We start from the raw sequence: 22877 nt of genomic DNA, 5'->3' as shown, positions 1-22877 counted from the left end.
CGCCCTCCATCATTCGGCGCGGGGTTGCACGACGCTGCGCGCGGCAGCGCGCAGGCGGGTCATCAGGCGGTCGCGGCTGCAGGCGTCGCCGCCGGCCTCGCCGGGACCGAAGGTGACCGAGGTCTCCTCCCATTCGGCATCGAGGGCCTTCAGATCCTGCGGATCCTCGACCCAGGCCACGTCGGCCTCGTCCGCCCAGGCGACCTCGTCCGCACCGCAGGCGGCAAGCTCGCGCCGACCGCCGGAGACGGGAAGCCTCGCGATCGACGCCAGTGCCTTGAAGACCGCGGCATAGGGCGAGCGACGCTTCGCGAGACGCTCCTCCAGACCGCCGAGGATCTCGGCCGGCTCCGCGAGCAGCGCCCGCGCCTCGGCCTCCGGCAGAAGCGACAGGAACTCCAGGAACAGCGGCACGAAATCCGGCAGCTCCTTCGCCGTCACCCGGAAGCCGTGCTCTTCGTAGTGCCGGAGAAGGTCGACCATGGCCTGCCCGCGGTCGCGGCTCTCGCCGTGCACGTGCTCGAAGAGGTGCAGCGACAGCGACCGGGACCGGTCGAACAGGAGGCAGTAGCGCTCCTGCGCGTCATAGAGGTCGGCCGTCTCGAGCTCCGAGATCAGAACCTCGAGGGCCCGGCGCTCGCGCCGGCCGAGGAGGCCCTCCTCGCGGAGAACCTCCCGGATCCGGGGCAATGCCGCCTGCAGGTCCTCCGTCGGGTAGCTGAGCAGCGCCGACAGCGCCTTGAACGTCATGGCCATCACGCGACCTCCATCGGGTTCCTGGCACGAGCCTTCTTCTTCGTGGCGAAGAGGTTCGTCTCGCTGTCGCCGCCCGAGCAGCCGTTGCCGAAGGAGAAGCCGCAGGAGCCTCTGAGGTCGTAGGTATCCTCGCCGACCTCGCGCTTCGTCGTCGGGATGACGAAGCGGTCCTCGTAGTTGGCGATGGCGAGGTAGCGGTACATCTCCTCGATCTCGGCGCCGGTCAGGCCGACCTTCTCAGCCAGCCCCTCGTCGATGACGCCGTCGACCGTCTTCGCCCGCATGTAGGCGCGCATCGCGAGCATGCGCTCGAGGCCGAGAACCACCGGCTCCTCGTTGCCTGCCGTCAAGAGGTTCGCGAGGTACTTCACCGGGATGCGCAGCGACTTCACGTCGGGCATCTCGCCTTCCATGCCGATCTGCCCCGACGCCGCGGCCGACTGGATCGGCGAGAGCGGCGGCACGTACCAGACCATCGGCAGCGTCCGGTATTCCGGATGCAACGGGAAAGCGATCTTCCAGTCGATCGCCATCTTGTAGACCGGCGAGCGCCTCGCGGCCTCGAGCCACTGCTCCGGCACGCCGTCGGCGCGCGCCTGCTCGATGACCTTGGGGTCGCTCGGATCGAGGAAGAGCTTCAGCTGCTCCTCGTAGAGGCTTTCCTCGTCGGGCGCGCTCGCCGCCGCCTCGATGCCGTCGGCGTCATAGAGGATGACGCCGAGATACCGGATGCGGCCGACGCAGGTCTCCGCGCACACGGTCGGCATGCCGGCCTCGATGCGCGGGAAGCACATGATGCACTTCTCCGATTTGCCCGAGGACCAGTTGTAATAGACCTTCTTGTACGGGCAGCCCGAGACGCACATGCGCCAGCCGCGGCACTTGTCCTGGTCGATCAGGACGATGCCGTCCTCCTCGCGCTTGTAGATCGCCCCGGAGGGGCAGGCCGCCGCGCAGGTCGGATTGAGGCAGTGCTCGCACAGCCTCGGCAGGTACATCATGAAGGTGTTTTCGAACTGCCCGTAGATGTCCTTCTGGACACCCTCGAAGTTCACGTCCTTCGAGCGCTTCTCGAACTCGCCGCCAAGGATCTCTTCCCAGTTCGGGCCCCACTCGATCTTCTCCATCCGCTCGCCGGTGACGAGCGAGCGCGGCCGCGCCGTCGGAGAGGCCTGGCTCTCCTTCGCCGTGTGCAGGTGCTCGTAGTCGAAGGTGAAGGGTTCGTAGTAGTCGTCGATCTCCGGCAGGTCGGGATTGGCGAAGATCTTCGAAAGGATGCGCCACTTCGCGCCCATCCGCGGCTCGATCCTGCCGTCCTTGCGGCGGGTCCAGCCGCCATTCCATTTCTTCTGGTTCTCCCACTCCTTGGGATAGCCGATGCCGGGCTTCGTCTCGACGTTGTTGAACCAGGCGTATTCGACGCCTTCCCGGTTCGTCCAGACGTTCTTGCACGTCACCGAGCAGGTGTGACACCCGATGCACTTGTCGAGGTTCAGCACCATCGCGATCTGCGCGCGGATCTTCATTCTGCGGCCTCCTGGGGCTCGAGCGGGCCTTCCAGCCAGTCGACGTTCTCCATCTTCCTGACGATCACGAACTCGTCCCGGTTCGAGCCGACCGTGCCGTAGTAGTTAAAGCCGTAGGACTGCTGGGCGTAGCCGCCGATCATGTGGGTGGGCTTGAGGGTGGCGCGGGTCACCGAGTTGTGGATGCCGCCGCGCAGGCCGGTGATCTCGGATCCCGGCGTGTTCACGATCTTCTCCTGGGCGTGGTACATCATGACCATGCCCGGGTTGACGCGCTGGGAGACGACCGCGCGGGCCGTCAGGGCGCCATTCTGGTTGTAGACCTCGACCCAGTCGTTATCGAGGATGCCGGCCGCCTTCGCGTCCGTCTCGCTCAGCCACACGACGGGTCCGCCGCGGTTGAGCGTGAGCATCATCAGGTTGTCCGAGTAGGTCGAGTGGATGCCCCACTTCTGGTGCGGCGTGATGAAGTTCAGCACCACCTCGCCATGGCCGTTCGGCACCCGCCCCTTGATGCCGGCGATCGTCTTCAGGTCGACCGGCGGCTTCCAGGTGACGAAGGTCTCGCCGAAGGCCCGCATCCACAGATGGTCCTGGTAGAGCTGCTGGCGGCCGGTCAGCGTGCGCCACGGAATGAGCTCGTGGACGTTCGTGTAGCCGGCGTTGTAGCAGACCTTCTCGGACTCGATGCCCGACCAGGTCGGCGAGGAGATGATCTTCCTCGGCTGGGCCTGGACGTCGCGGAAGCGGATCTTCTCGTCCTCCTTCGGCAAAGCGAGATGGGCGTGCTCGCGGCCCGTGGCCTTCGACAGCGCCTCCCAGGCCTTCACCGCGACCTCGCCGTTCGTCTCCGGCGCAAGCATCAGGATGACCTCGGTCGCGTCGATGTCGGTGTCGATCCTCGCGAGGCCCTTCGTGGGGCCCTCCTCGGTCACGACACCGTTCAGCTCCTTCAGGTGCTCGACCTCGACCTCGGTGTTCCAGGCGATGCCCTTGCCGCCGTTGCCGACGGTCTCGAGGAGCGGCCCGAGCGCGGTGAAGCGCCTGTAGAGGTTCGGGTAGTCGCGCTCGACGACCGCGACCTGCGGCATCGTCTTGCCGGGGATCGGCTCGACCTCGCCCTTCTTCCAGTCCTTCACGTCGTAGGCCTGGGCGATCTCGCCCGGCGTGTCGTGCAGGATCGGCGTCAGGACGACGTCGGTCTCGCGGCCCAGCACCTCCGGCGCGATCTCGGAGAAGCGCTTCGCGATCCCCTTGTAGATCTCCCAGTCCGAGCGGGCCTCCCACGCCGGGTCGGTCGCCGCCGAGAGCGGGTGGATGAAGGGATGCATGTCGGAGGTGTTGAGGTCGTTCTTCTCGTACCAGGTGGCCGTCGGAAGCACGATGTCGGAGTAGACGCAGGTCGTGGACATGCGGAAGTCGAGCGTGACGAGGAGGTCGAGCTTTCCTTCGGGCGCCTTGTCGTGCCAGACGACCTCGGCGTTCCGCGTCTGGCCTTCGGCGCCGAGATCCTTCCCGAGCACGCCGTGGCGGGTGCCGAGAAGGTGCTTCAGGAAGTACTCGTGGCCCTTGCCGGACGACCCCAGCAGGTTCGAGCGCCAGACGAACAGGTTGCGCGGCCAGTTCGCCGGGTCGTCCGGGTCGTGGCACGACATCTGAAGCTCGCCCGATTTCAGGGCCTTCGCGACGTAGTCCTTCGGCTCGAGCCCCGCCTCCTTCGCCTTGCCGGCGATCGTCAGCGGGTTCTCCTTCAGCTGCGGCGCCGAAGGAAGCCACCCCATGCGCTCGGCGCGCACGTTGTAGTCGATCATCGAGCCCGACCAGTCCCCCGGAGGCGCGGTCGGCGACAGGATCTCGTCGACGCCCACCTGCTCGTAGCGCCACTGGTCGGTGTGGGCGTACCAGAACGAGGTCGAGTTCTGGTGCCGCGGCGGGCGGCCCCAGTCGAGCGCGAAGGCGAGCGGCTGCCAGCCGGTCTGCGGCCTGAGCTTCTCCTGGCCCACATAGTGCGACCAGCCGCCGCCCGACTGCCCGATGCAGCCGCACATGATCAGGAGGTTGATGATCCCCCTGTAGTTCATGTCCATGTGGTACCAGTGGTTCAGGCCGGCGCCGAGGATCACCATCGAGCGCCCGTTCGTCTTCTCGGCGTTCGTGGCGAACTCGCGCGCAGTGGCGATGATGTCGCCACGGCGGACGCCGGTGATCTTCTCGGCCCAGGCCGGCGTGAACGGCACGTCGTCGTCGTAGGACGTCGCGACGTTGTCGCCGCCGAGGCCCCGGTCGAGGCCGTAATTCGCGCAGAAGAGGTCGAACACGGTGGCGACCAGCGCCTCGCCGTCCTTCAGCTGCACGCGCTTCGCCGGCACGTTGCGGTCGATCACCTCGGCGTGCTCGGTCTTCACGAAGTGCTCGGTCGCGCGGCCGCCGAAATAGGGGAAGCCGACGGAGACGACCTCCTCGGGCTCCTCGATCAGGGAGAGCTTGAGGTCGACGTCGTTGCCGGCGCCGTCCTTCTGCTCGAGGCTCCACTTGCCCTGTTCGCCCCAGCGATAGCCGACCGAGCCGCGCGGCGCGACGAACGCGCCCGTGGTCTCGTCGATCGCGACGGTCTTCCACTCCGGGTTGTTCGTCTCGCCGAGGGCGTCCGGCATCTCGTCGGCGCGCAGCAGCCGGTCGGCCACGTAGCGGCCGTCCTTCTCGACGAGCCGGACGAGCATCGGCATGTCGGAGTAGCGGCGGGCGTAGTCCTCGAAATAGGCCGCCTGCCGGTCGAGGTGATACTCGCGCAGGATGACGTGGCCCATGGCGAGCGCGAGGGCGGCGTCGGTCCCCTGCTTCGGCGCGAGCCAGAGGTCGGCGAATTTCGTCGCCTCGGCGTAGTCGGGGCTGACGACGACGGACTTCGTGCCCTTGTAGCGGACCTCCGTGTAGAAGTGCGCGTCGGGCGTGCGCGTCTGCGGCACGTTCGAGCCCCAGACCATCAGGAAGCCGGCATTGTACCAGTCGGCCGATTCCGGCACGTCGGTCTGCTCGCCCCAGGTCTGGGGAGAGGCCGGCGGCAGGTCGCAGTACCAGTCGTAGAACGACATGCACACGCCGCCGAGCAGCGACAGGTAGCGCGAGCCGGCCGCGTAGGAGACCATCGACATGGCCGGGATCGGCGAGAAGCCGATGACGCGGTCGGGCCCATAGGTCTTCGCGGTGTAGGCGTTCGCCGCGGCGATGATCTCGTTGACCTCGTCCCAGGTCGAGCGGACGAAGCCGCCATGGCCGCGGATCGAGGTGTAGGCGTCGCGCTTCTCCTTGTCCTCGACGATCGAGGCCCAGGCGGCGACGGGGGTGCGCAGCACCCGCGCCTCGCGCCACAGCTTCAGGAGCCGTCCGCGGATCATCGGGTACTTCACCCGCGCGCCGGAATAGAGGTACCAGCTGTAGCTCGCGCCGCGCGCGCAGCCGCGCGGCTCGTGGTTCGGCAGGTCGGGCCGCGTCCGCGGATAGTCCGTCTGCTGCGTCTCCCAGGTGACGATGCCGCCCTTGACGTAGATCTTCCAGGAGCACGAGCCCGTGCAGTTCACGCCGTGCGTCGAGCGGACGATCTTGTCGTGGCTCCAGCGAGAGCGGTAGCCGTCCTCCCAGGAACGGTCCTCGTTCGTGACGATGCCGTGCCCGTCGGAAAAGGTGTCGACGTCCTTCTCGAAGAAGGTCAGCCGGTCGAGGAAATGGGACATCTCGTCCTCCTTATTCGGCAGGCGCGAGCGGCGCGGCGGAGGTGCGGGCCTTGTGCTCCACGTCGTGGAGGTGGCCGCCCTTCCGCGTGTAGAGCGCCCAGGTCAGCGCCACGCAGGTCGCGTAGAAGATCATGAAGGCCCAGAGCGCGGCCTCGGGGCCGCCGGTCATGGCGATCGAGGTGCCGTAGCTCTTGGGGATGAAGAAGGCGCCGTAGGCGGCGATCGCGGAGGTGAAGCCGATGATTGCGGCCGACTCCTTGTCGGACTGGCGCTGCTTCGTCGCGGCGTCGGCCTGCGGCATCAGCCGGTCCATGTCCTTCCGCATGATCGCGGGGATCATCTGGAAGGTCGATGCGTTGCCGACGCCCGTCAGGAAGAACAGCGCCATGAAGCAGGCGAAGAAGCCCCAGAAATTGCCCGCGCTGTCGCCGAGCGGCAGGAACTGCAGCACGCCGTAGACCGCGACGATCATGCCGACGAACACGAAGAAGGTGACGCGGCCACCGCCCCAGCGGTCGGAGATCCAGCCGGTCAGCGAGCGGGAGACCGCCCCGACGAGCGGGCCGAGGAAGGCAAAGGCGAGCGCGTCCACCTCGGGGAACTGGGTCTTCATCAACAGCGGGAAGCCCGCGGAATAGCCGATGAAGGAGCCGAACGTGCCGGTGTAGAGCCAGCACATCGCCCAGTTGTGCTTCCGCTTGAAGATCACCGACTGCTCGGCGAAGGAGGCGCGGGCCGCGGCGATGTCGTCCATGCCGAACCAGGCCGCGAGCGACGCCACGATCAGGAACGGCACCCAGACGAAGCCCGCGTTCTGAACGAAGAGCCGCGTCCCCTCGCCCGCCGTCTGCGGCTCTCCGCCGATCGTGCCGAACACGCCGAGGGTAATGACGAGCGGCACGACGAACTGGACGACGGAGACACCGAGATTGCCGAGACCGGCATTCAGCGCCAGGGCGTTCCCCTTCTGGCTCTTCGGATAGAAGAACGAGATGTTCGCCATCGAGGAGGCGAAGTTGCCGCCGCCGAGGCCGCAGAGCAGCGCGAGCGCCACGAACACCCAGTAGGGCGTCTCGGGGCTCTGCACGGCGAAGCCGATGCCGAGGGCCGGGACGAGGAGCGACGCCGTGGTCAGCGTCGTCCACAGCCGGCCGCCGAAGATCGGCACCATGAAGGAGTAGAAGATCCGGAACGTCGCGCCCGACAGGCCCGGCAGGGCGGCGAGCCAGAAGAGCTGGTTCGTCGTGTAGTCGAAGCCGACGAGCGGCAGCTTCGCGACGACGACCGACCACACCATCCACACCGCGAAGGCGAGGAGCAGGCAGGGGATCGAGATCCAGAGGTTGCGGCTGGCGACGCGGCGGCCGCTCCGGCGCCAGAACTCGGCGTCTTCGGGACGCCAGTCGGTGAGGACATGCGAGGACATCGGGGCTGATCCTTTGTGAGACCTGGGAGCGCGCGCCGGGCTTGCCGGCCCGGCGCGCGGGCTCGTGTCGCTATTCGGCGGGGGCCGGACGGGCTCCGGCGGCGGCACCGGCAGGCTTCGGCGCCTCGCCCGGCCGCAGGGCCGGCCCGTGATGCGGCTCGTGGATCGGCTGCATCTCCGGCAGTTCCGGCAGGCTCTTCAGGCTCTCGGCCGCGGCACGCCGCTCCATCACCAGGATCGAGACGTGCATCCAGACGAAGGCGATCGCGACGAGCAGGAAGAGCACCATGAAGCAGCTCGTCCAGATGCCGGTGAGATCGTTCATCATGCCGAACACGATCGGCAGGACGAAGCCGCCGAGGCCGCCGATCATGCCGACGAGGCCGCCGACCGAGCCGACATGCTCGGGGTAGTAGACGGGGATGTGCTTGTAGACGGCCGCCTTGCCGAGCGACATGAAGAAGCCGAGCGTGAAGATGAGCACGATGAAGGGGATCACGCCCATCGCCATCGAGAAGCCGATGTCGCCGTCGATGCCGTGCACGACGTAGTCGGTCGCCGGGTACGAGAGGAAGAAGAGGGCGACGGCGGAGACGCCGAACGTCCAGTACATGATGGTGCGCGCGCCGTACCGGTCGGAGAGGTAGCCGCCATAGGCGCGGAAGATCGAGGCCGGCACGGAGTAGAAGGCGGCGATCATGCCGGCCGTCTTGATGTCCATGCCGTAGACGCCGACGAGGTAGCGCGGCAGCCACAGGGCGAGCGCGACGAAGGCGCCGAAGACGAAGAAGTAGTAGAGGGCGAAGCGCCAGACCTGGAGCCTCTTCAGGGGCTCGAGCGACAGGAGCGCGCCCCGCGCCCGCTCGCCACGGCGGCGCCGCTCGACGAGCGCCGGATCATCCTTCGTCGTGAACCAGAAGATCGCCGCGATGACGATGAGCGCCACGGCCCAGGCCTGCGCGACCATCGTCCAACCGTACGCGATGAGCACGAACGGCGCGACGAACTTCGTCACGGCCGCCCCCACGTTGCCGGCGCCGAAGATGCCGAGCGCCGTGCCCTGCTTCTCCGAGGGGTACCAGCGCGACACGTAGGCGACGCCGACGGCGAACGAGCCGCCCGCCAGCCCGACGCCGAGCGCGGCCAGCAGCATCGTCTCGTAGGTCGTTGCGTAGGACAGGAGGAACGTGGCGATCGCGGCGAGCACCATGACCGTCACGTAGACGACCCGGCCGCCGAACTGGTCGGTCCAGATGCCGAGGAAGATCCGGCTGAGCGACCCGGTGAGGATCGGCGTTCCGACCAGGAGGCCGAACTGGGTGTCCGTCAGGCCGAGCTCGGCTTTGATCTGGACGCCGATGATGGAGAAGATCGTCCACACCGCGAAACACGCGGTGAAGGCGATCGTGCTCAGCGCAAGGGCGCGGTTCTGGTCTCCCGTGCTGACGCCGACGGTTCTGTTCATGGTCCCCCTCCGCAAGGGTCGAAGTGCAGTCGCTGGTCGCGATGCGGTGCACCTTGCGCGGGAGGGCGGATTTCCCGTTTGCGTTTTGTCAAACTTACGTGTTGTTACCGAGCCTGCAATACTGCAGTATTACTTTCCGTGCTAGCCGATAGACTTTATTTGCTGAAATAATTGCCGAAATAGCGTATTTCGATTGACGGTTATCAAGCCACTCGGTACAGCGCAGGGATAGCCCTCGAACCGACTGCCAATGCGCTCAGAAGATCTCGACCACGTCCGAGCCCTCAGCCTCTTCCGCGACGCGCGGGAGGAGACGTTCGACATGCTCGTGCAGTCGAGCTTCCTGCAGCGGTTCCCGGCGGGCCTCGTTCTGATCGAGGAGGCCGAGCCCGCCGACTTCCTGCACGTCGTCATCGACGGGGCGGTCGAGATGTTCGCGAGGAACGCCGGCCGCGAAACGACGCTGAGCTTCGTCTATCCGATCGGCACGTTCATCCTCGCCGCCGTCCTGAAGGACCAGGTGAACCTGCAGTCCGCCAGGACGCTCGAGCGGTCTCGGATCCTGATGATTCCGGCGGCGAGCGTCCGCGAGGCGATGCAGGCGGATACGAGCTTCATGTCGGCCATCGTGTCGGAGCTCGCCACCGGCTACCGCACCGCCATCAAGGATCTCAAGAACCACAAGCTGCGCACCGGAGCCGAGCGGCTGGCGAACTGGATCCTGCGCCTCGACGTCGAGCAGGGCGGAAGCGGCACGGTCGAACTCGGTGTCGAGAAGCGCGTGCTCGCCGCCCGCCTCGGCATGACGCCGGAGAATCTCTCGCGCGCCTTCACGGCCCTTAAGCCTCACGGGGTGGAGGTGCGCGGCGCCCGCGTGACCCTTGCCGATCCGGACAGGCTGCGCCAGTTGGCACAGCCAAACCCGATCATCGACGACTACACGACCTGACCTGGTGAGGAGCAAATCAATGGCGATCGACCCCGAAGACCTGCCGTCCGGCGCCGGGCACGTGGCGGCGAACTACCCCGAGATCTGGGACGCCTATGCCGCGCTCGGGAAGGCCTGCAGCGAGGCCGGGCCGCTCGAGGGCAAGACGCTGCGCCTCGTCAAGCTCGCCCTGGCGATCGGTGCGGCCTCCGAGGGCGCCGTCCACTCGCACGCCCGCCGGGCCCTCGCCGAGGGCGCGACGAAGGAGGAGCTGAAGCAGGTCGCCCTCCACGCGATCCCGACCCTCGGCTTTCCCCGGGCGGTCGCGGTGCTGACCTGGATCGAGGACGTCACCGACCCGGGCGGCCGCGCGACGCGGGGCTGACGCGCGCCCCCGGCTACTGCAGCCGGGGGATGCCGCCCCGCGGGCGCAGCGGCTTGCCCCGACCTTCCTCAGGCGCTAGGCAACGGGGCGTGACCCAACCCCGAGTGCTTCCTCCCGTGCCGCTGACCATCGCCTCCTGGAACATCAACTCCGTCCGTCTGCGCATCGACCTCGTCGAGCGCCTGATCGACGAGCGCAACCCGGACGTCATCTGCCTGCAGGAGACGAAGTGTCCCGACGCCTATTTCCCGTCCGGAGCCCTCAGGAAGCGCGGCTACGAGCACATGGCGATCAGCGGGCAGAAGGGCTATCACGGGGTCGCCATCGTCTCGCGCGTGCCCTTCACGGCGCAGTCGACGCGCGGCTTCTGCGACATGGGTGACTGCCGGCACATCTCCGTCGACCTAGACGACGGCGGACCGACGCCGATCCGCCTGCACAACTTCTACATTCCCGCCGGCGGGGACGAGCCCGACCCCGACGCGAACCCGAAGTTCAGGCACAAGCTCGACTTCCTCGAGGAGATGGTCGGCTGGTTCCGCGACGCGTCCGACGAGATAGGCCACAAGGAGCGCGCGATCCTCGTGGGGGACCTGAACATCGCCCCACTCGAGGACGACGTCTGGTCGCACAAGCAGCTTCTGAAGGTCGTCAGCCACACGCCGGTCGAGACGGAGGGGCTCACGCGCGTCCAGAACGAGATCGGCTGGGTCGACGTGGTGCGCCGGCACGTGCCGCCGCCGGAGAAGCTCTTCACCTGGTGGAGCTACCGCAACAAGGACTGGCGCAAGTCGAACCGCGGCCGGCGGCTCGACCACGTCTGGGCCTCCCCGTCCCTCGCCCCCGCCTGCACGCGCATCGAGGTCCTGCAGGAGGCGCGCGACTGGCCACGGCCATCCGACCACGTGCCGGTGATCGCGAGCTTCGCGACGCCCGTGTGAGGCGGAAGGGCCGGGCCTAGCCCGCGCCGCCTCCGTCGACCACGCGGTCCCCGTCGGATCGCGGCAGCCAGTTCAAGCGGCCGCTCGCCACGTGTTCCTCGACGAGCTCGAGGATCAGTCGCCTGATCGCGGCCTGTCCGTCAGACATCGAGGCCGCGCGGGGCACGTTGAGGTAGAGCGTCCGGTCGAGCGCGGGCTCCTCGAGCGTGCGCGCGAGCGCTATGCCGCTCTCCAGCTCGTCGGCGAAGAGCGCGTAGGGCGTGATGGTGGCTCGATGCCCCCGAATCACGGTCTCCCTTCGGATGGTGATCGAATCGATCTCGACGACGTGGCGCAGCGACGTCCCTCGCTCCGTGGTCAGCTGGTCGAGCCGGCGCCGGAGCTCGGTGACGCGGGTGTCGAGGGCGAGCGGCAGATCGACGAGATCCTCGATGCGGAGGGGCTCGCGGAGGCCATCCAGGAGGGCGGGAGCGCCGATGACGCACATGCGCTCTCCGAAGAGCGTATGGGATTCGTATCGTCCGTCGGTGGCCGGCACCGGCGAGAAGGTCAGGTCGAGCCGGCCCGCGTGCATCTCGCGGTCGAGCTGCTCGCCGAAGCCCTGGATCAGGCTCAGCTCGATCTCCGGCATGAGGTCGAGCGAGCGCTCGAGCAGCTCCGGCGCCAGGACCCGGCCGAGCGAGGGGGTGATGCCGAGCCGGATCCGGCCGCTCGGCTGCCGCCGGAAGCGCTGCATCTCGTCGCGCGCGACGTCGATCCGGCGCAGGATGATCGTGGCGTGCTCGGCCAGTGCCCGCCCTGCATCCGTGGCGTAGGCCCCCCGCGAATGCCGCACGAGAAGCGGAACCCCCAGCTCTTCCTCGAGCTTGCGGATCTGCATCCCGAGCGCCGGCTGCGAGACGTTCAGCACCTCGGCTGCGGCGGTGAAGCTCTGCAGCTCGGCCACCTTCGAAAAGTACCTGAGCTGGCGCAGGTCCATTTCGGTGCCCCTATTTCCCGCTGCCCCGTCCTAGCTTCCACAGGGACGCATCGAATTCCAGGTTAGTTACGCATTCCCGCGCCCTCAGCGGCCGGTCATGATCATGTCCTCGACGAGCTCGATGAGGCTCGGGGAGCGCCGGCCGGCTGCCCGCCACAACGCCTCCTGCAGCGCCGTCTCCGCCTCGACCCGCTCGGCCTCGATCCCGTACGCTTCGGCAAGAGCGACGAAGTCGGGCGTGGCGAGATCGACCCCCGCGGGCTCGATCGCCTGCTCGATCATGTAGCTCTTGATCTCGCCGTAGCCCGAATTGTTCCACACCAGGATGATCACCGGCACCCCGGCATCGAGCGCCGACCCGATCTCCCCGAGGGCGAACTGAAGGCCGCCGTCGCCGACGAGGCAGACGACGGGTACGTCGGGCGCCCCGATCTTCGCCCCGATGGCGGCCGGCAGGGCGTAGCCGAGCGTGCCGTAGCCGGTGGCGGAGTTGAACCAGCCGCCGGGCTCGTCGGGGGCGAACGAGAGATTGCCGGCGTAGATCGCCTGGGTGGAATCGCCGACGATGCGCGCGCGCGGAAGGGTCGTCCGTATCATATCGAGGATGGACACGAGCTGACGCATGCCGGGCTTGAGGTCGGCCTCGGCGGCGGCACGGGCGGCGGACGCACGCGCGGCGCCCTCGCGCGAGACCGCCTCGGTCCGCTCGGCGAGCGCGGAGAGGATCGCGGCGGCCTCGCCCGGGAGCGCGATGTCGGGAACGACGTTTCGGAACAGCTGCTGCGGGTCGATGTCGATCCGGATCAGCTTCGCGTCCAGGACGAACCGGCCGTCGCCGTACATGTCGTAGTCCGTCGGCCCGAACTCCGTCCCCGCGGCCACGACGAGGTCGGCCTCCGAGAGGAAATCGCGCACGCTCGGGAGCGACGGGCTGGCGGGAACGTTCAGCGGGTGATCGGGTGGCAGAAGCCCGCGGCCGTTGACCGTCGTGACGACCGGCGCATCGAGCGCCTCCGCCAGGTCGCGCAGCGCCGAGGCGGCGAAGCGCGCGCCGCCGCCGGCGAGGATCACCGGCCGCCGCGCCGCCTTCATCAGGGCCGCGGCCTCGTCGAGAGAGGCGCCCGAGGGGCAGACCGCCGGCAACCGCCGATGCGGCGGCGGCACCTTGAGCGAGGTCGTCGATTGCGACAGGAGGTCGAGGGGCAGCTCGATGTGGACAGGGCCGGGCCGCCCGCCCTCGAAGACCGCGAAGGCCTGCGCGAGCGCGGCGGGCAGCTCGGCGACGTCGAGCAGCCTGTGCGTCTCGACGAACAGGCTCTGCGCCACCTGGCGCTGGTCGGCGAGCTCGTGCAGGGCGCCCGTGCGGCGGCCGAGGTCGCCCTTCCGGTTGGCGCTCGAGATGACGAGCATCGGAATGGAATCCTGGCGCGCCTGGCTGACGGCCGTGGCGATGTTCGTCAGGCCGGGGCCGGTGATGACCCAGCAGACGCCGGGCTTTCCGGTGGCGCGGGCGTAGCCGTCGGCCATGAAGCCCGCCCCCTGCTCGTGCCGCGGGGTGACGTGCCGGATCTGGCTGTCGGCCAGGCCGCGATAGAGTTCGACCGTGTGGACGCCGGGGATGCCGAAGACGATCTCCACGCCATAGGCCTCCAGGCACGCCACGAGGTATTCGCCGACGCTGCGCGTCATCCTCCCCTCCTTGTTTCTTCTAGGCGCCCGCCGTGCGGGTCGCCGCGTTGTGGCCCAGGCTCTCGGCGAAGCTGCGGATCCGCGCGCAGCCCTCGCGAAGCCTGTCCTCCCCGAGCGTATAGGAAAGTCGCACATGGCCGGAGGTCGAGGTGCCGAAGGCCGCGCCGTCGAGCACGGAGACGCCGGTCTCCCTGTAGAGCGCCCACGCGAAGTCGAGCGCGCTCATCCCGGTCTCGCGCACGTCGAGGAGCAGGAACATCCCCGCCTGCGGCGCCACCGTCCTGATGCCCGGCACGCCCGTCAGGCCCTCGAGCACGAGGTCTCGGCGGCGGCGGTAGATCTCCCGCATGCGGCCCATCTCGTCGCGAGCCTCCGTCAGCGCCATGACGGCCGCCTCCTGCACGAAGCCGGGAGAGCCGTAGAGCATGCAGAGCGACAGGTTCTCGACATGCGAGACGAGCTCGGTCGGACCGACGAGCCATCCCGCGCGCCAGCCCGTCATCGCTTGCGACTTCGAGAGGCTCGAGACGGTGGCGGTGCGCCCGGCCATGCCCGGCAGCGCCGCGATGGAGCGGTGGCCGCCGTCGAAGATCAGCTCGGCATAGACCTCGTCCGACACGACCCACAGGTCGTGGCGCCGCGCCACCTCGGCGATCGCCTCGATCTCCGCCTGGTCGAGGGCGACGCCGGAAGGGTTGTTCGGGGTGGCGATCAGGATCGCCCGGCTGCGCGGCGTCACCGCGGCCTCGAGCGCCGCGAGATCGGGGCGGAACGTCCCGTCGGCGCGCGCCGGCACCCGGACGAGCTTCGCGCCGGCGGCCGCGACCGTCGCCTCGTAGGTCACGTACATCGGATCGAGCGCAATCACCTCGTCACCGGGGGAGAACAGGCACATCGCCGCGGCGAACAGCGCGTTCTGCGCGCCGGCCATGACGATCACGTTGTCGGCCGTCACCTGCGGACCGCCATTGCGCATCGTCTCGGCGGCGATGGCCGACCTCAGCGCCGGCCGGCCCTTGATCTCGGTATAATGCGTGTCGCCCTGTCGCAGCGCCCGGACGCCGGCCTCCGTGACCCGGTCGGGCGTCGCGAAGTCCGGATCGCCGACGCTCATGACGATCACGTCCTCGCCCCTCGCCCGGGCGCGAACGGCCTCGCTGTGGATCGCCCACGCCGCCGGCCCATCGCCGCTCAGGCGATCGACTCTCTCGGCAAACCGCATCTCCGGCCCCCGCGATTGACTGACACCCGCCACACCTAGCATAGTTGAACAAACGTTCAAGACGGACATTGCGGGCGACGGCGAGGGAGGATCTGTCGGCGGATGGGCGAACCGAAGTTCAACCGCAGGAGCGCGGACGACCGGCGCCGCCTCCTCATCGACGCGGCGCTGCGATGCCTCGCGCAGCACGGGGCGGACGGGCTCTCGACGCGCACCATCGCGGCCGAGGCCGGCGTCTCCCTCGGGCTCATCAACCACTACTACCGCCACAAGGACGACCTGATCGCGGACGCGTACCACTCGGCCGCGTCGGAGCTCCTCGCCGCCATGCAGGCGGAGGTGGACCGGGTGCCGGCGTCCGATGCGCGCGGCCGGCTCTCCGCCTTCGTCAGAGCGTCGTTCTCCGGCCAGGTCCTCAACCCCGACCTCTTCAAGGTCTGGCTCGCCTTCTGGAGCCTCTCCACGCGCTCCGTCCGCGTCCAGGAGGTGCACGACACGACCTACGGCGACTATCGCAGCCTTCTCGAGCGCCTGCTCGCGGACCTCGCGGCGGCGCGCGGCATCGAGGGCTTCGACGCCCGCCTCGCGGCGATCGGCCTCTCCGCCCTGCTCGACGGCCTGTGGCTCGAATGGTGCCTCAACGCGACGACCTTCACGCCCGACGAGGGCATCGCCATGACCGAGCGCTGGATCGACGGCTTCGTCGGCACGGCGACCGGCCACTGTTGAACATCTGTTCAAATCTGCTAACGTCCCTACACCATGTGAGGGAGACAGGACGGGGAGCCGCCGCTCGCGAGCGGCGACGGGAACGCGTGCAGCAAGCGAACGAGACAGAGACCAAGGCACCCGCCGTCGCGGTCGACGACCTCCACAAGAGCTTCGGCGAGCTCGAGGTGCTGAAGGGAATCTCGCTCTCCGCGCGCGATGGAGACGTCGTCTCGATCATCGGCGCGTCCGGGTCCGGGAAGTCCACCTTCCTGCGCTGCATCAACCTCCTCGAGGTGCCGGATCGCGGTCGTATCGCGATCAACGGCGAGGAGATCCGCCTCACGGAGCGGCGGGGCGAGCCGGTCCCGGCCGACCGCCGCCAGGTCGAGCGCATCCGCACCCGCCTCGCCATGGTCTTCCAGAGCTTCAACCTGTGGCCGCACATGACCGTGCTCGGCAACGTCATCGAAGCACCGGTCCACGTGCTGGGCGTGCCGCGCAAGGAAGCCGTCGAACAGGCCGAGGAGCTGCTCGGCAGGGTGGGGCTCTACGAGAAACGCGACGCCTACCCCGCTTTCCTGTCCGGCGGACAGTGCCAGCGCGCCGCCATCGCGAGGGCGCTCGCGGTCCAGCCGGACGTGATGCTCTTCGACGAGCCGACCTCAGCTCTCGACCCCGAGCTCGTCGGCGAGGTGCTGAAGGTGATCCAGTCCCTGGCGGAGGAAGGGCGGACGATGATCCTCGTCACCCACGAGATGGCCTTCGCGCGCGACGTCTCGACCCACGTCATGTTCCTGCACGAAGGGCTCGTTGAGGAGGAAGGCGCGCCGGACAAGGTCTTCCGCCAGACCTCGAGCGAGCGCTGCCGCGCCTTCCTGTCGCGTGCGTCCCACCCGCAGTGAATCCCGCCCGTGCGGAACGAACCAGAGGCAAGAACGAAAGGAAGCGAACGATGAAGAAGACGATACTCGCTGCGGCCGCAGCCCTCTCGCTGGCGATGGCGCCCGGCGCCTTCGCGCAGGAGCCGCTGAAGGTGGGCGTCGCGGCCGAGCCCTACCCGCCCTTCTCCTCCGTCGATTCCGCCGGCAACTGGTCGGGCTTCGACATCGAGATCGGCCAGGCGATCTGCGAGGAGATGGGGCGCGAATGCGTGACGACGCCCGTCGCCTGGGACGGCATCATCCCGGCGCTGACGAGCGGCAAGATCGACATGATCGTCGGATCGATGTCGATCACCGAGGAACGACAGAAGGTGATCGACTTCTCCGATCGCTACTACTACACGCCCGCCGCCTTCGTCGCGCCGGCCCCCGTCGAGGTCGACACCGACAGCGCCGATCTCGGCGGCCTGGTCCTGGGCGTGCAGTCCGGCACCACATCGGCCGCCTACGTCCGGAAGGCGTATCCCGATGCCGAGATCAAGCTCTACAACACCCAGGACGAGGTGAACGCCGATCTCGCCGCCGGCCGCATCGACGTGATGCTCGCGGACCAGGCGGCGATGGTCGAGTACGTCAAGACGCCAGAGGGGTCGCAGTTCGAGGTGAAGGCCGTGGCGCCGGAGGACGAAGCCTTCGGCGAGGGGATCGGCGTGGGCCTGCGCAAGGAGGACGACGACCTTCAGGCTGATGTGAACGACGCGATCGCCGCGCTGCTCGAGAGCGGCAGGTACGACGAGATCGCCGGCCAGTATTTCGAGTTCGACATCTACGGCGGCCGAGAGTGAGCGCGGCGCCGGCCGCGGCCTTCGGGCCGGGGCCGGCGCTCCGCCAGGCCTCCGCACACCGACATGCTCGATCTCCTGCAGCTCACTCCGCCCGGCTGGGGCGGCGCCCTCCTGAGGGGCGCGCTCCTCACGCTCCAGATCGCCCTCCTCTCCTATGCGATCGGGCTCGCCCTCGGCCTTCTCGGCGCGGCGGCGAAGCTCAGCGGCAGTCCCGTACTCGCGGGCGCCGGCGAGGTCTACACCACCCTCGTGCGCGCGGTGCCGGAGCTTCTCCTGATCATCCTCCTGTTCTACGGCGGCTCGACGATGCTCGAGATGGCGCTCATCGCACTCGGGTTCCCCGGTGCGGTGCAGGTCTCGGGCTTCGCGGCGGCCATCGCCGTCCTCGGCGTCGTGCAGGGGGCCTACCAGACGGAGGTCATCCGCGGCGCGATCGAAGCCATTCCCGTCGGCCAGATCGAGGCCGCCCGGGCGTTCGGCATGTCGCCGTCGCTGCGGCTGAGGCGCATCGTCATCCCCGCGCTCCTGCCGATCGCCCTGCCCGGCTTCGCCAATCTCTGGCTCATCCTTCTGAAGGACACCGCGCTCATCTCGATCGTCGGCATCTCCGAGCTCCTCTATGTCGGCAAGCAGGCCGCCGGAGCGACCCGCCACTACTTCTTCTTCTACTGCGTCGTCGGCGCGATCTATCTCGCCATGACCCTCGTCTCGAACGGCGCCTTCCGTCTCATCGAGCGGCGCGTCCGCCGCGGCATCCCCGCGGCGTGATCCCATGGATTTCGATTGGCTCCCCCGATACTGGCCGCTGCTCGTCGAGGGCTTCTGGCGAACGCTGTGGCTGGTCGCGCTTTCGGGCGTCTTCGGCTTCCTCCTCGCCATTCCGGTGGCGCTGGCGCAGGTCGCCGGCGGACGGATCCTCGCCGGGCTCAGCCGCGCCTTCACGACGACGATCCGGGGCACCCCGCTCCTCGTCCAGCTCTACCTCGTCTATTACGGCCTCGGCAGCCTCATGGCCGACATCCCGGCCATCCGCTACGGGCCGTTGTGGCCCTATCTCCGCGACGGCTTCTGGTACGCGACCTTCGCCTTCACGATCTCCGTCGCCGCCTATCAGGGCGAGATCATCCGCGGCGGGCTGTTGGCGGTGCCGCGCGGAGAGATCGAGGCGGCGCGCGCCTTCGGGATGCGACGCAGCCGGATCCTGCGGCGGATCTGGCTGCCGCGCGCCCTGCAGGTCTCGTTGCCGGCCCTGTCGGGCGAGGCGATCCTGCTCCTCAAGTCGACGCCGCTCGCCGCCACCGTCACCGTGATCGACCTGTTCGGCGCCGCGAACGTGGTGCGGTCGGAGACGTTCCTCACCTACGAGCCGCTCCTGTTCGTGGCGGCGGTCTACGTTCTCTGCGCCTTCGTGATCGCCGTCGCGTTCCGGCTGATCGAGCGACGGGTGCCGAGCCGGCGTGGTCTCTGACGCCTCAGCGTTAACGATGTGCTAATGTCGGCACGGTTGCGCGCGCCATATGGCACGGCTCGCGCATGCCGGACGGGCAGGAACCCTAGAGAGCCCCGATCGTCCCGGAGCAGGACATGCTGGTCGCCCTTCTTGCAGCCTTCCTTCTCGTTGGTCCGCCGTCGGTACTGTGGTCGTTTTCGAACCCCGCGCTCGTCCCGCTCTACTACGGCGCGCTCAATCTCTGGTTCGGCTACCTCTTCTGGCGTCACCGCAAGCCGCAGCTCACGGTGGTGATGGCCTATCTCCTGTCCGGGACCTTCCTGTTCAAGTTCCTGATCGACCCGCTCGGGGTCTCCGCCCTTCCACCGTTGCCGGCTCAGCCGCAGAGCGCTCTGGCAGGTGCGCCCCACGAGCAGAGAGCGATCCCAGGCCCCCACGGCAGCCGCTGGACCGACTGGATGGCCCCCGATCCGGCGCGGGCCGTGCCTCTGGACGTGAAAGGGGCCGCGACGGATCGCGGCCCCCTGAAGGTCTGGTAGGACGTCTGGCGGAGACGGATTACCCGCCGATCTCGCCCGTCACCCAGTAGTTCACGCGCGACTGGTTGTCGGCGATGTACTGCTCGACGGCCTCCTCGTAGGAGGTGTCCTGGGCGTTCGCCATGGCGCTCTCGAGCTCGTCGAGCGGCAGCCACATGCGCATCAGCATCTTGGCGACCTCGGGATGGTCCCCCTGGAAGCCCTGCCGCGACAGCGCGTAGACGCGCTCGGTGCCGCCGAGCGTGCCCTCGGGGTCGTCGAGATAGCGCAGGTCGTACTTGCCGAACTTCCAGTGCGGGCTCCAGCCCGTGACGACGATCCACTCCTCGTTGCGGACCGCGCGGTCGAGGGCGGCCGTCATCGCGGCGCCCGACGCGGAGACGAGCTGGTAGCCGTCGAGCCCGTAATCCTCGAGCGCCTGCTCGGACAGGCGCATCAGCCCGGCACCGGGATCGATGCCCTGGATCTGGTTGCCGAGCCTGTCGGCCACCTCGTCGTTCTTCAGGTCCTCGATCGAGGAGAGCTGGTCCTCCGGCACGTAGGCCGGCACGACCCAGCCGAGCTTCGCGTCGGTGTACAGGACGCCGAGCGTGGTCACGTCGTCGCCGACGCGCTCCATGTAGTCGGCGTGCGTGCCCGGCAGCCAGGCCATCAGCATCAGGTCGATGTCGCCCTGCGCAAGGCCCTGGTACTGCGGGGCGATATCGGTCTGCACGAGCTCGACCTCCTGGCCGAGCTCGTCGGTGATGAGCTTCTGCGCGAGCTTCGTCATGAACTCGGCGTCCGACCAGGCGGTCCAGCCGATCTGGATCGGCTCGCCGTCCTGCGCGAGGGCGGGACCGGACGCGGCCGCGGCCAGAACGGTCGCGGCGGCGAATGTGCGGAACATCTTCGTCATGGAGTCTCCTTTGCCGGTGCATCGGAGTGGATTGTGCCGCCCCGACTGCGGGGCGGCGGCGAAAGTCTCTCGGGCGGGCCGGTCAGGCGCGCTTCGCGGCCTCGTCGGGGCCGGCTGCCGCGGCCTGGCCGTGCGCCGTGGCCGGATCGCTCGATGCCGCGGCCTCGCCGGGCCGGGTGCGGCTCATGAGGCTGCGCAGCCTCGCGAAGCCGCCGCCCCGGTCGAGGCTCTGGGTGATCCGGTCGAGCACGATGGCGAGGAGCACGACGGCGAGCCCGCCCTCGAAGCCGAGGCCGACATCGAGCCGCTGGATCCCCGTCAGGACGGTGTTGCCGAGCCCGCCCGCGCCGATCATCGAGGCGATGACCACCATCGACAGCGCGAGCATCACGGTCTGGTTGATGCCCGCCATGATCGACGGCAGCGCGAGCGGCATCTGGACCTTGAAGAGAAGCTGCCGGTCGGTGCAGCCGAAGGCGAGGCCCGCTTCGACGAACTCCCGCTCGACCTGGCGTATGCCGAGATTGGTCAGCCGCACGGCGGGGGGCATCGCGAAGATGACCGTGGCGATCGTGCCGGGCACGGCGCCGATGCCGAAGAACATCGCCGCAGGGATCAGGTAGACGAAGGCCGGCATCGTCTGCATGAGGTCGAGCACGGGCCGCAGGAGGGTCGCGACCGCCTCGCTCTTCGCCATCGCGATGCCGGCGGGAACCCCGATCGCGATGGCGATGAAGGTCGCCGCCAGGACGATGCCGAGCGTCTGCATCGTCTGCTGCCACAGCGCCATCTGCAGGACGAGCACGAGCGCGACCGCGGTGAAGATCGCGAAGCGCCAGCCGACCCGCCACAGCGCGAGCAGCACGATCGCCGGGATGAGAAGCCAGGCCGGCACGGCGAGCAGGCCGCTCGTGATGCCGCCCACGACGAAGCCGATACCGTCCGCGATGCCGTCGAGCGCGGGCTCGAAATTGTCGAGCACGTAGTCGACGATCGCGTTGGCCCAGCCGCCGATGTCGAGGAAGACCCAGTCCATGAGAATGCTCCTTTCCCTGTCGTCCGCGATCAGCCGGCGCGATCGAGCGTGGCGAGCAGGGAAGATTTCGAGATGGTGCCGAGATAGCGCCCGTCCTCGTCGACCACCGGAACCGGCAGGGGCTCCTCGGCGACGCGGCGCATGACATCCGTGAGTGGTGTGTCGGCGCGGATCGGCTCGACCGCCTGCGTCGGCACGTCCGCCGGGGAGGCCCCCTCGGGCATGCCCGCAAGCGCGGCCGGCGTCGCGAGCCCCTGCAGACGGTCCTGCGCGTCGACCACCACCGCGACCTCCGCGGGCCCTTCGACGACCTCGGCGACGGCCGCCGTCACGTCGCCCTGGCCGGGCCCGATCACCGGCGCCTCGTCCGTCCTGGCGACATGGGCGGAGCGGAAGACCTGCGCGACGTCGACGTTCTTGAAGAAGGAGCGGACATAGTCGTTCGCCGGCTCGAGCACGATCTCTTCCGGCGTCCCGACCTGCACGACCGAGCCGCCTTGCATGATGGCGATGCGGTCGCCGATGCGGATCGCCTCGTCGAGGTCGTGGCTGACGAAGATCACGGTGCGTCGCGACTCCGTCTGCAGGCGCACGAGCTCGTCCTGCATCTCCGTGCGGATCAGCGGGTCGAGGGCCGAGAAGGCCTCGTCCATGAGCAGGATCGTCGGCTCGCTGGCGAGCGCCCGGGCAAGGCCGACGCGCTGCTTCATGCCGCCCGAGAGCTCGTCGGGCCTGCTGCGGGCGTTCGCCTTGAGGCCCACCGCGTCGAGCGCTGCGAGCGCCTTCCCCTCGCGCTCCTCTCTCGACACGCCCGCGACCTCGAGCCCGAAGGCGGCGTTGTCGAGCACCGTGCGGTTCGGCAGGAGCGCGAAAGACTGGAACACCATGCTCATGTCGCGCCGCCTCAGCGCGATGAGCTCACGCTTCGACATCTTCGTGACGTCTTTCCCGTCGACGAGGATCTCGCCCATCGTCGGCTCGATCAGCCGGTTGATGAGGCGCAAGAGCGTCGACTTGCCCGAGCCCGACAAACCCATCACGACGAAGATCTCGCCCTCGCGGATCTCGAAGGTCGCGTCGTTGACGCCGACCGTCGCATTCGTCTCCGCGAAGATCGCGTCCTTCTTCGCGCCCCGGTTCACGAGCTCGATCGCATCGTCGACCCGGTCGCCGAAAATCTTGTAGACGTGGCGCAGCTCCACCTTGGTGCGCGGCAAGTCCTGTCCGGTCCGCTCAGCCTCGGCCATCCGCAACCTTCTCTTGTTCGTGTTCACGCAGCCGCGAGAGTTCGGGACATCGGAGCCCCGGCTGCAGTGCCGCTCCCTCGTTCGAGGAGGGCCTCGTGCGTCGCAGGCAGGTCCGGTTCAGCCCCCGCGCCGCTGCACATGCCCCACTTAAGCCGCAATTCCGCCACCGCCAACCCCTTCGAGTTCAAAAAATACCCGGCGGCGGCCGGTGCCCGTGATCCA

At 68.5% G+C, this 22877-nt stretch carries 18 protein-coding genes and 1 pseudogene; 9 read left to right on the top strand and 10 right to left on the bottom strand.

What is annotated here, in order from left to right:
• Positions 1–9 precede the first annotated feature (9 nt).
• The 4 genes and pseudogenes from narJ to N177_RS22370 all read right to left on the bottom strand — a co-directional run bounded on the left by narJ (position 10) and on the right by N177_RS22370 (position 8904).
• Positions 10–756, bottom strand: coding sequence for a nitrate reductase molybdenum cofactor assembly chaperone (narJ, locus tag N177_RS07740; protein ID WP_023431734.1), 747 nt, complete (start codon positions 754–756; stop codon positions 10–12).
• Positions 756–2282 (bottom strand): nitrate reductase subunit beta, encoded by a 1527-nt coding sequence (gene narH / locus N177_RS07735; RefSeq protein ID WP_023431733.1) that lies wholly within the window; start codon positions 2280–2282, stop codon positions 756–758. The genes narJ and narH overlap by 1 nt, the downstream gene beginning before the upstream one ends.
• The gene (locus N177_RS07730; RefSeq protein ID WP_023431732.1) at positions 2279–6013 is read right to left on the bottom strand and encodes a nitrate reductase subunit alpha; all 3735 of its coding nucleotides are present in this window, start codon (positions 6011–6013) and stop codon (positions 2279–2281) included. Before N177_RS07730 ends, narH begins: the two co-directional genes overlap by 4 nt.
• A gap of 10 nt (positions 6014–6023) precedes the next feature.
• Positions 6024–8904 (bottom strand): annotated as a pseudogene (locus tag N177_RS22370) (nitrate/nitrite transporter).
• Positions 8905–9154: 250 nt separating this feature from the next.
• Here N177_RS22370 and N177_RS07715 point away from each other — a divergent pair.
• The 3 genes from N177_RS07715 (at position 9155) to N177_RS07705 (ending at position 11158) form a co-directional block, all read left to right on the top strand.
• The gene (locus N177_RS07715; RefSeq protein ID WP_023431729.1) at positions 9155–9853 is read left to right on the top strand and encodes a helix-turn-helix domain-containing protein; all 699 of its coding nucleotides are present in this window, start codon (positions 9155–9157) and stop codon (positions 9851–9853) included.
• A gap of 19 nt (positions 9854–9872) precedes the next feature.
• Complete coding sequence (locus tag N177_RS07710; protein ID WP_023431728.1) at positions 9873–10217, top strand: carboxymuconolactone decarboxylase family protein; 345 nt, start codon at positions 9873–9875, stop codon at positions 10215–10217.
• A 116-nt stretch (positions 10218–10333) separates the two neighbouring features.
• A complete protein-coding gene (locus tag N177_RS07705) occupies positions 10334–11158 on the top strand; it encodes an exodeoxyribonuclease III (RefSeq protein ID WP_023431727.1) in 825 nt (274 codons plus the stop codon).
• Positions 11159–11174: 16 nt separating this feature from the next.
• On the opposite strand, the gene N177_RS07700 is transcribed toward N177_RS07705, so the two are convergent.
• The 3 genes from N177_RS07700 to N177_RS07690 form a co-directional block, all read right to left on the bottom strand.
• The gene (locus tag N177_RS07700) at positions 11175–12137 is read right to left on the bottom strand and encodes a LysR family transcriptional regulator (protein ID WP_023431726.1); all 963 of its coding nucleotides are present in this window, start codon (positions 12135–12137) and stop codon (positions 11175–11177) included.
• Positions 12138–12221: 84 nt separating this feature from the next.
• Positions 12222–13826: a 5-guanidino-2-oxopentanoate decarboxylase gene (locus tag N177_RS07695; protein WP_023431725.1), complete on the bottom strand. Its 1605-nt coding sequence runs from the start codon at positions 13824–13826 to the stop codon at positions 12222–12224.
• Between the two features lie 19 nt (positions 13827–13845).
• Positions 13846–15048: a pyridoxal phosphate-dependent aminotransferase gene (locus N177_RS07690; protein ID WP_023431724.1), complete on the bottom strand. Its 1203-nt coding sequence runs from the start codon at positions 15046–15048 to the stop codon at positions 13846–13848.
• Positions 15049–15150: 102 nt separating this feature from the next.
• Between N177_RS07690 and betI the strand changes: the two genes are divergently transcribed.
• The 6 genes from betI (at position 15151) to N177_RS07660 (ending at position 19474) form a co-directional block, all read left to right on the top strand.
• Positions 15151–15777, top strand: a complete 627-nt coding sequence (betI, locus tag N177_RS07685; RefSeq protein WP_023431723.1) for a transcriptional regulator BetI — start codon at positions 15151–15153, stop codon at positions 15775–15777.
• A gap of 86 nt (positions 15778–15863) precedes the next feature.
• Entirely contained in the window at positions 15864–16661 is a 798-nt protein-coding gene (locus N177_RS07680; protein WP_023431722.1) for an ABC transporter ATP-binding protein, read from the top strand.
• Between the two features lie 50 nt (positions 16662–16711).
• On the top strand, positions 16712–17485 hold the full coding sequence (locus N177_RS07675) for a transporter substrate-binding domain-containing protein (protein WP_023431721.1): 774 nt from the start codon (positions 16712–16714) through the stop codon (positions 17483–17485).
• A 63-nt stretch (positions 17486–17548) separates the two neighbouring features.
• Positions 17549–18253 carry an ABC transporter permease gene (locus N177_RS07670; protein ID WP_023431720.1) on the top strand — a complete coding sequence of 235 codons (705 nt, stop codon included), beginning with the start codon at positions 17549–17551 and terminating at the stop codon, positions 18251–18253.
• A 4-nt stretch (positions 18254–18257) separates the two neighbouring features.
• Positions 18258–18953 carry an ABC transporter permease gene (locus N177_RS07665; RefSeq protein WP_023431719.1) on the top strand — a complete coding sequence of 232 codons (696 nt, stop codon included), beginning with the start codon at positions 18258–18260 and terminating at the stop codon, positions 18951–18953.
• A gap of 116 nt (positions 18954–19069) precedes the next feature.
• The gene (locus N177_RS07660; protein WP_023431718.1) at positions 19070–19474 is read left to right on the top strand and encodes a hypothetical protein; all 405 of its coding nucleotides are present in this window, start codon (positions 19070–19072) and stop codon (positions 19472–19474) included.
• Positions 19475–19493: 19 nt separating this feature from the next.
• On the opposite strand, the gene N177_RS07655 is transcribed toward N177_RS07660, so the two are convergent.
• The 3 genes from N177_RS07655 to proV all read right to left on the bottom strand — a co-directional run bounded on the left by N177_RS07655 (position 19494) and on the right by proV (position 22655).
• Positions 19494–20372 (bottom strand): glycine betaine ABC transporter substrate-binding protein, encoded by an 879-nt coding sequence (locus N177_RS07655; RefSeq protein ID WP_023431717.1) that lies wholly within the window; start codon positions 20370–20372, stop codon positions 19494–19496.
• Positions 20373–20454: 82 nt separating this feature from the next.
• The gene (locus N177_RS07650) at positions 20455–21408 is read right to left on the bottom strand and encodes an ABC transporter permease (protein WP_023431716.1); all 954 of its coding nucleotides are present in this window, start codon (positions 21406–21408) and stop codon (positions 20455–20457) included.
• 29 nt (positions 21409–21437) lie between these two features.
• Complete coding sequence (gene proV / locus N177_RS07645; protein ID WP_023431715.1) at positions 21438–22655, bottom strand: glycine betaine/L-proline ABC transporter ATP-binding protein ProV; 1218 nt, start codon at positions 22653–22655, stop codon at positions 21438–21440.
• Between the last annotated feature and the right edge of the window lie 222 nt (positions 22656–22877).

This window comes from Lutibaculum baratangense AMV1 (genome assembly GCF_000496075.1).
Classification (GTDB): domain Bacteria; phylum Pseudomonadota; class Alphaproteobacteria; order Rhizobiales; family Tepidamorphaceae; genus Lutibaculum; species Lutibaculum baratangense.
Note: the sequence above shows the minus strand (reverse complement) of the source record. Positions and strands in the feature narration are given on the sequence as shown.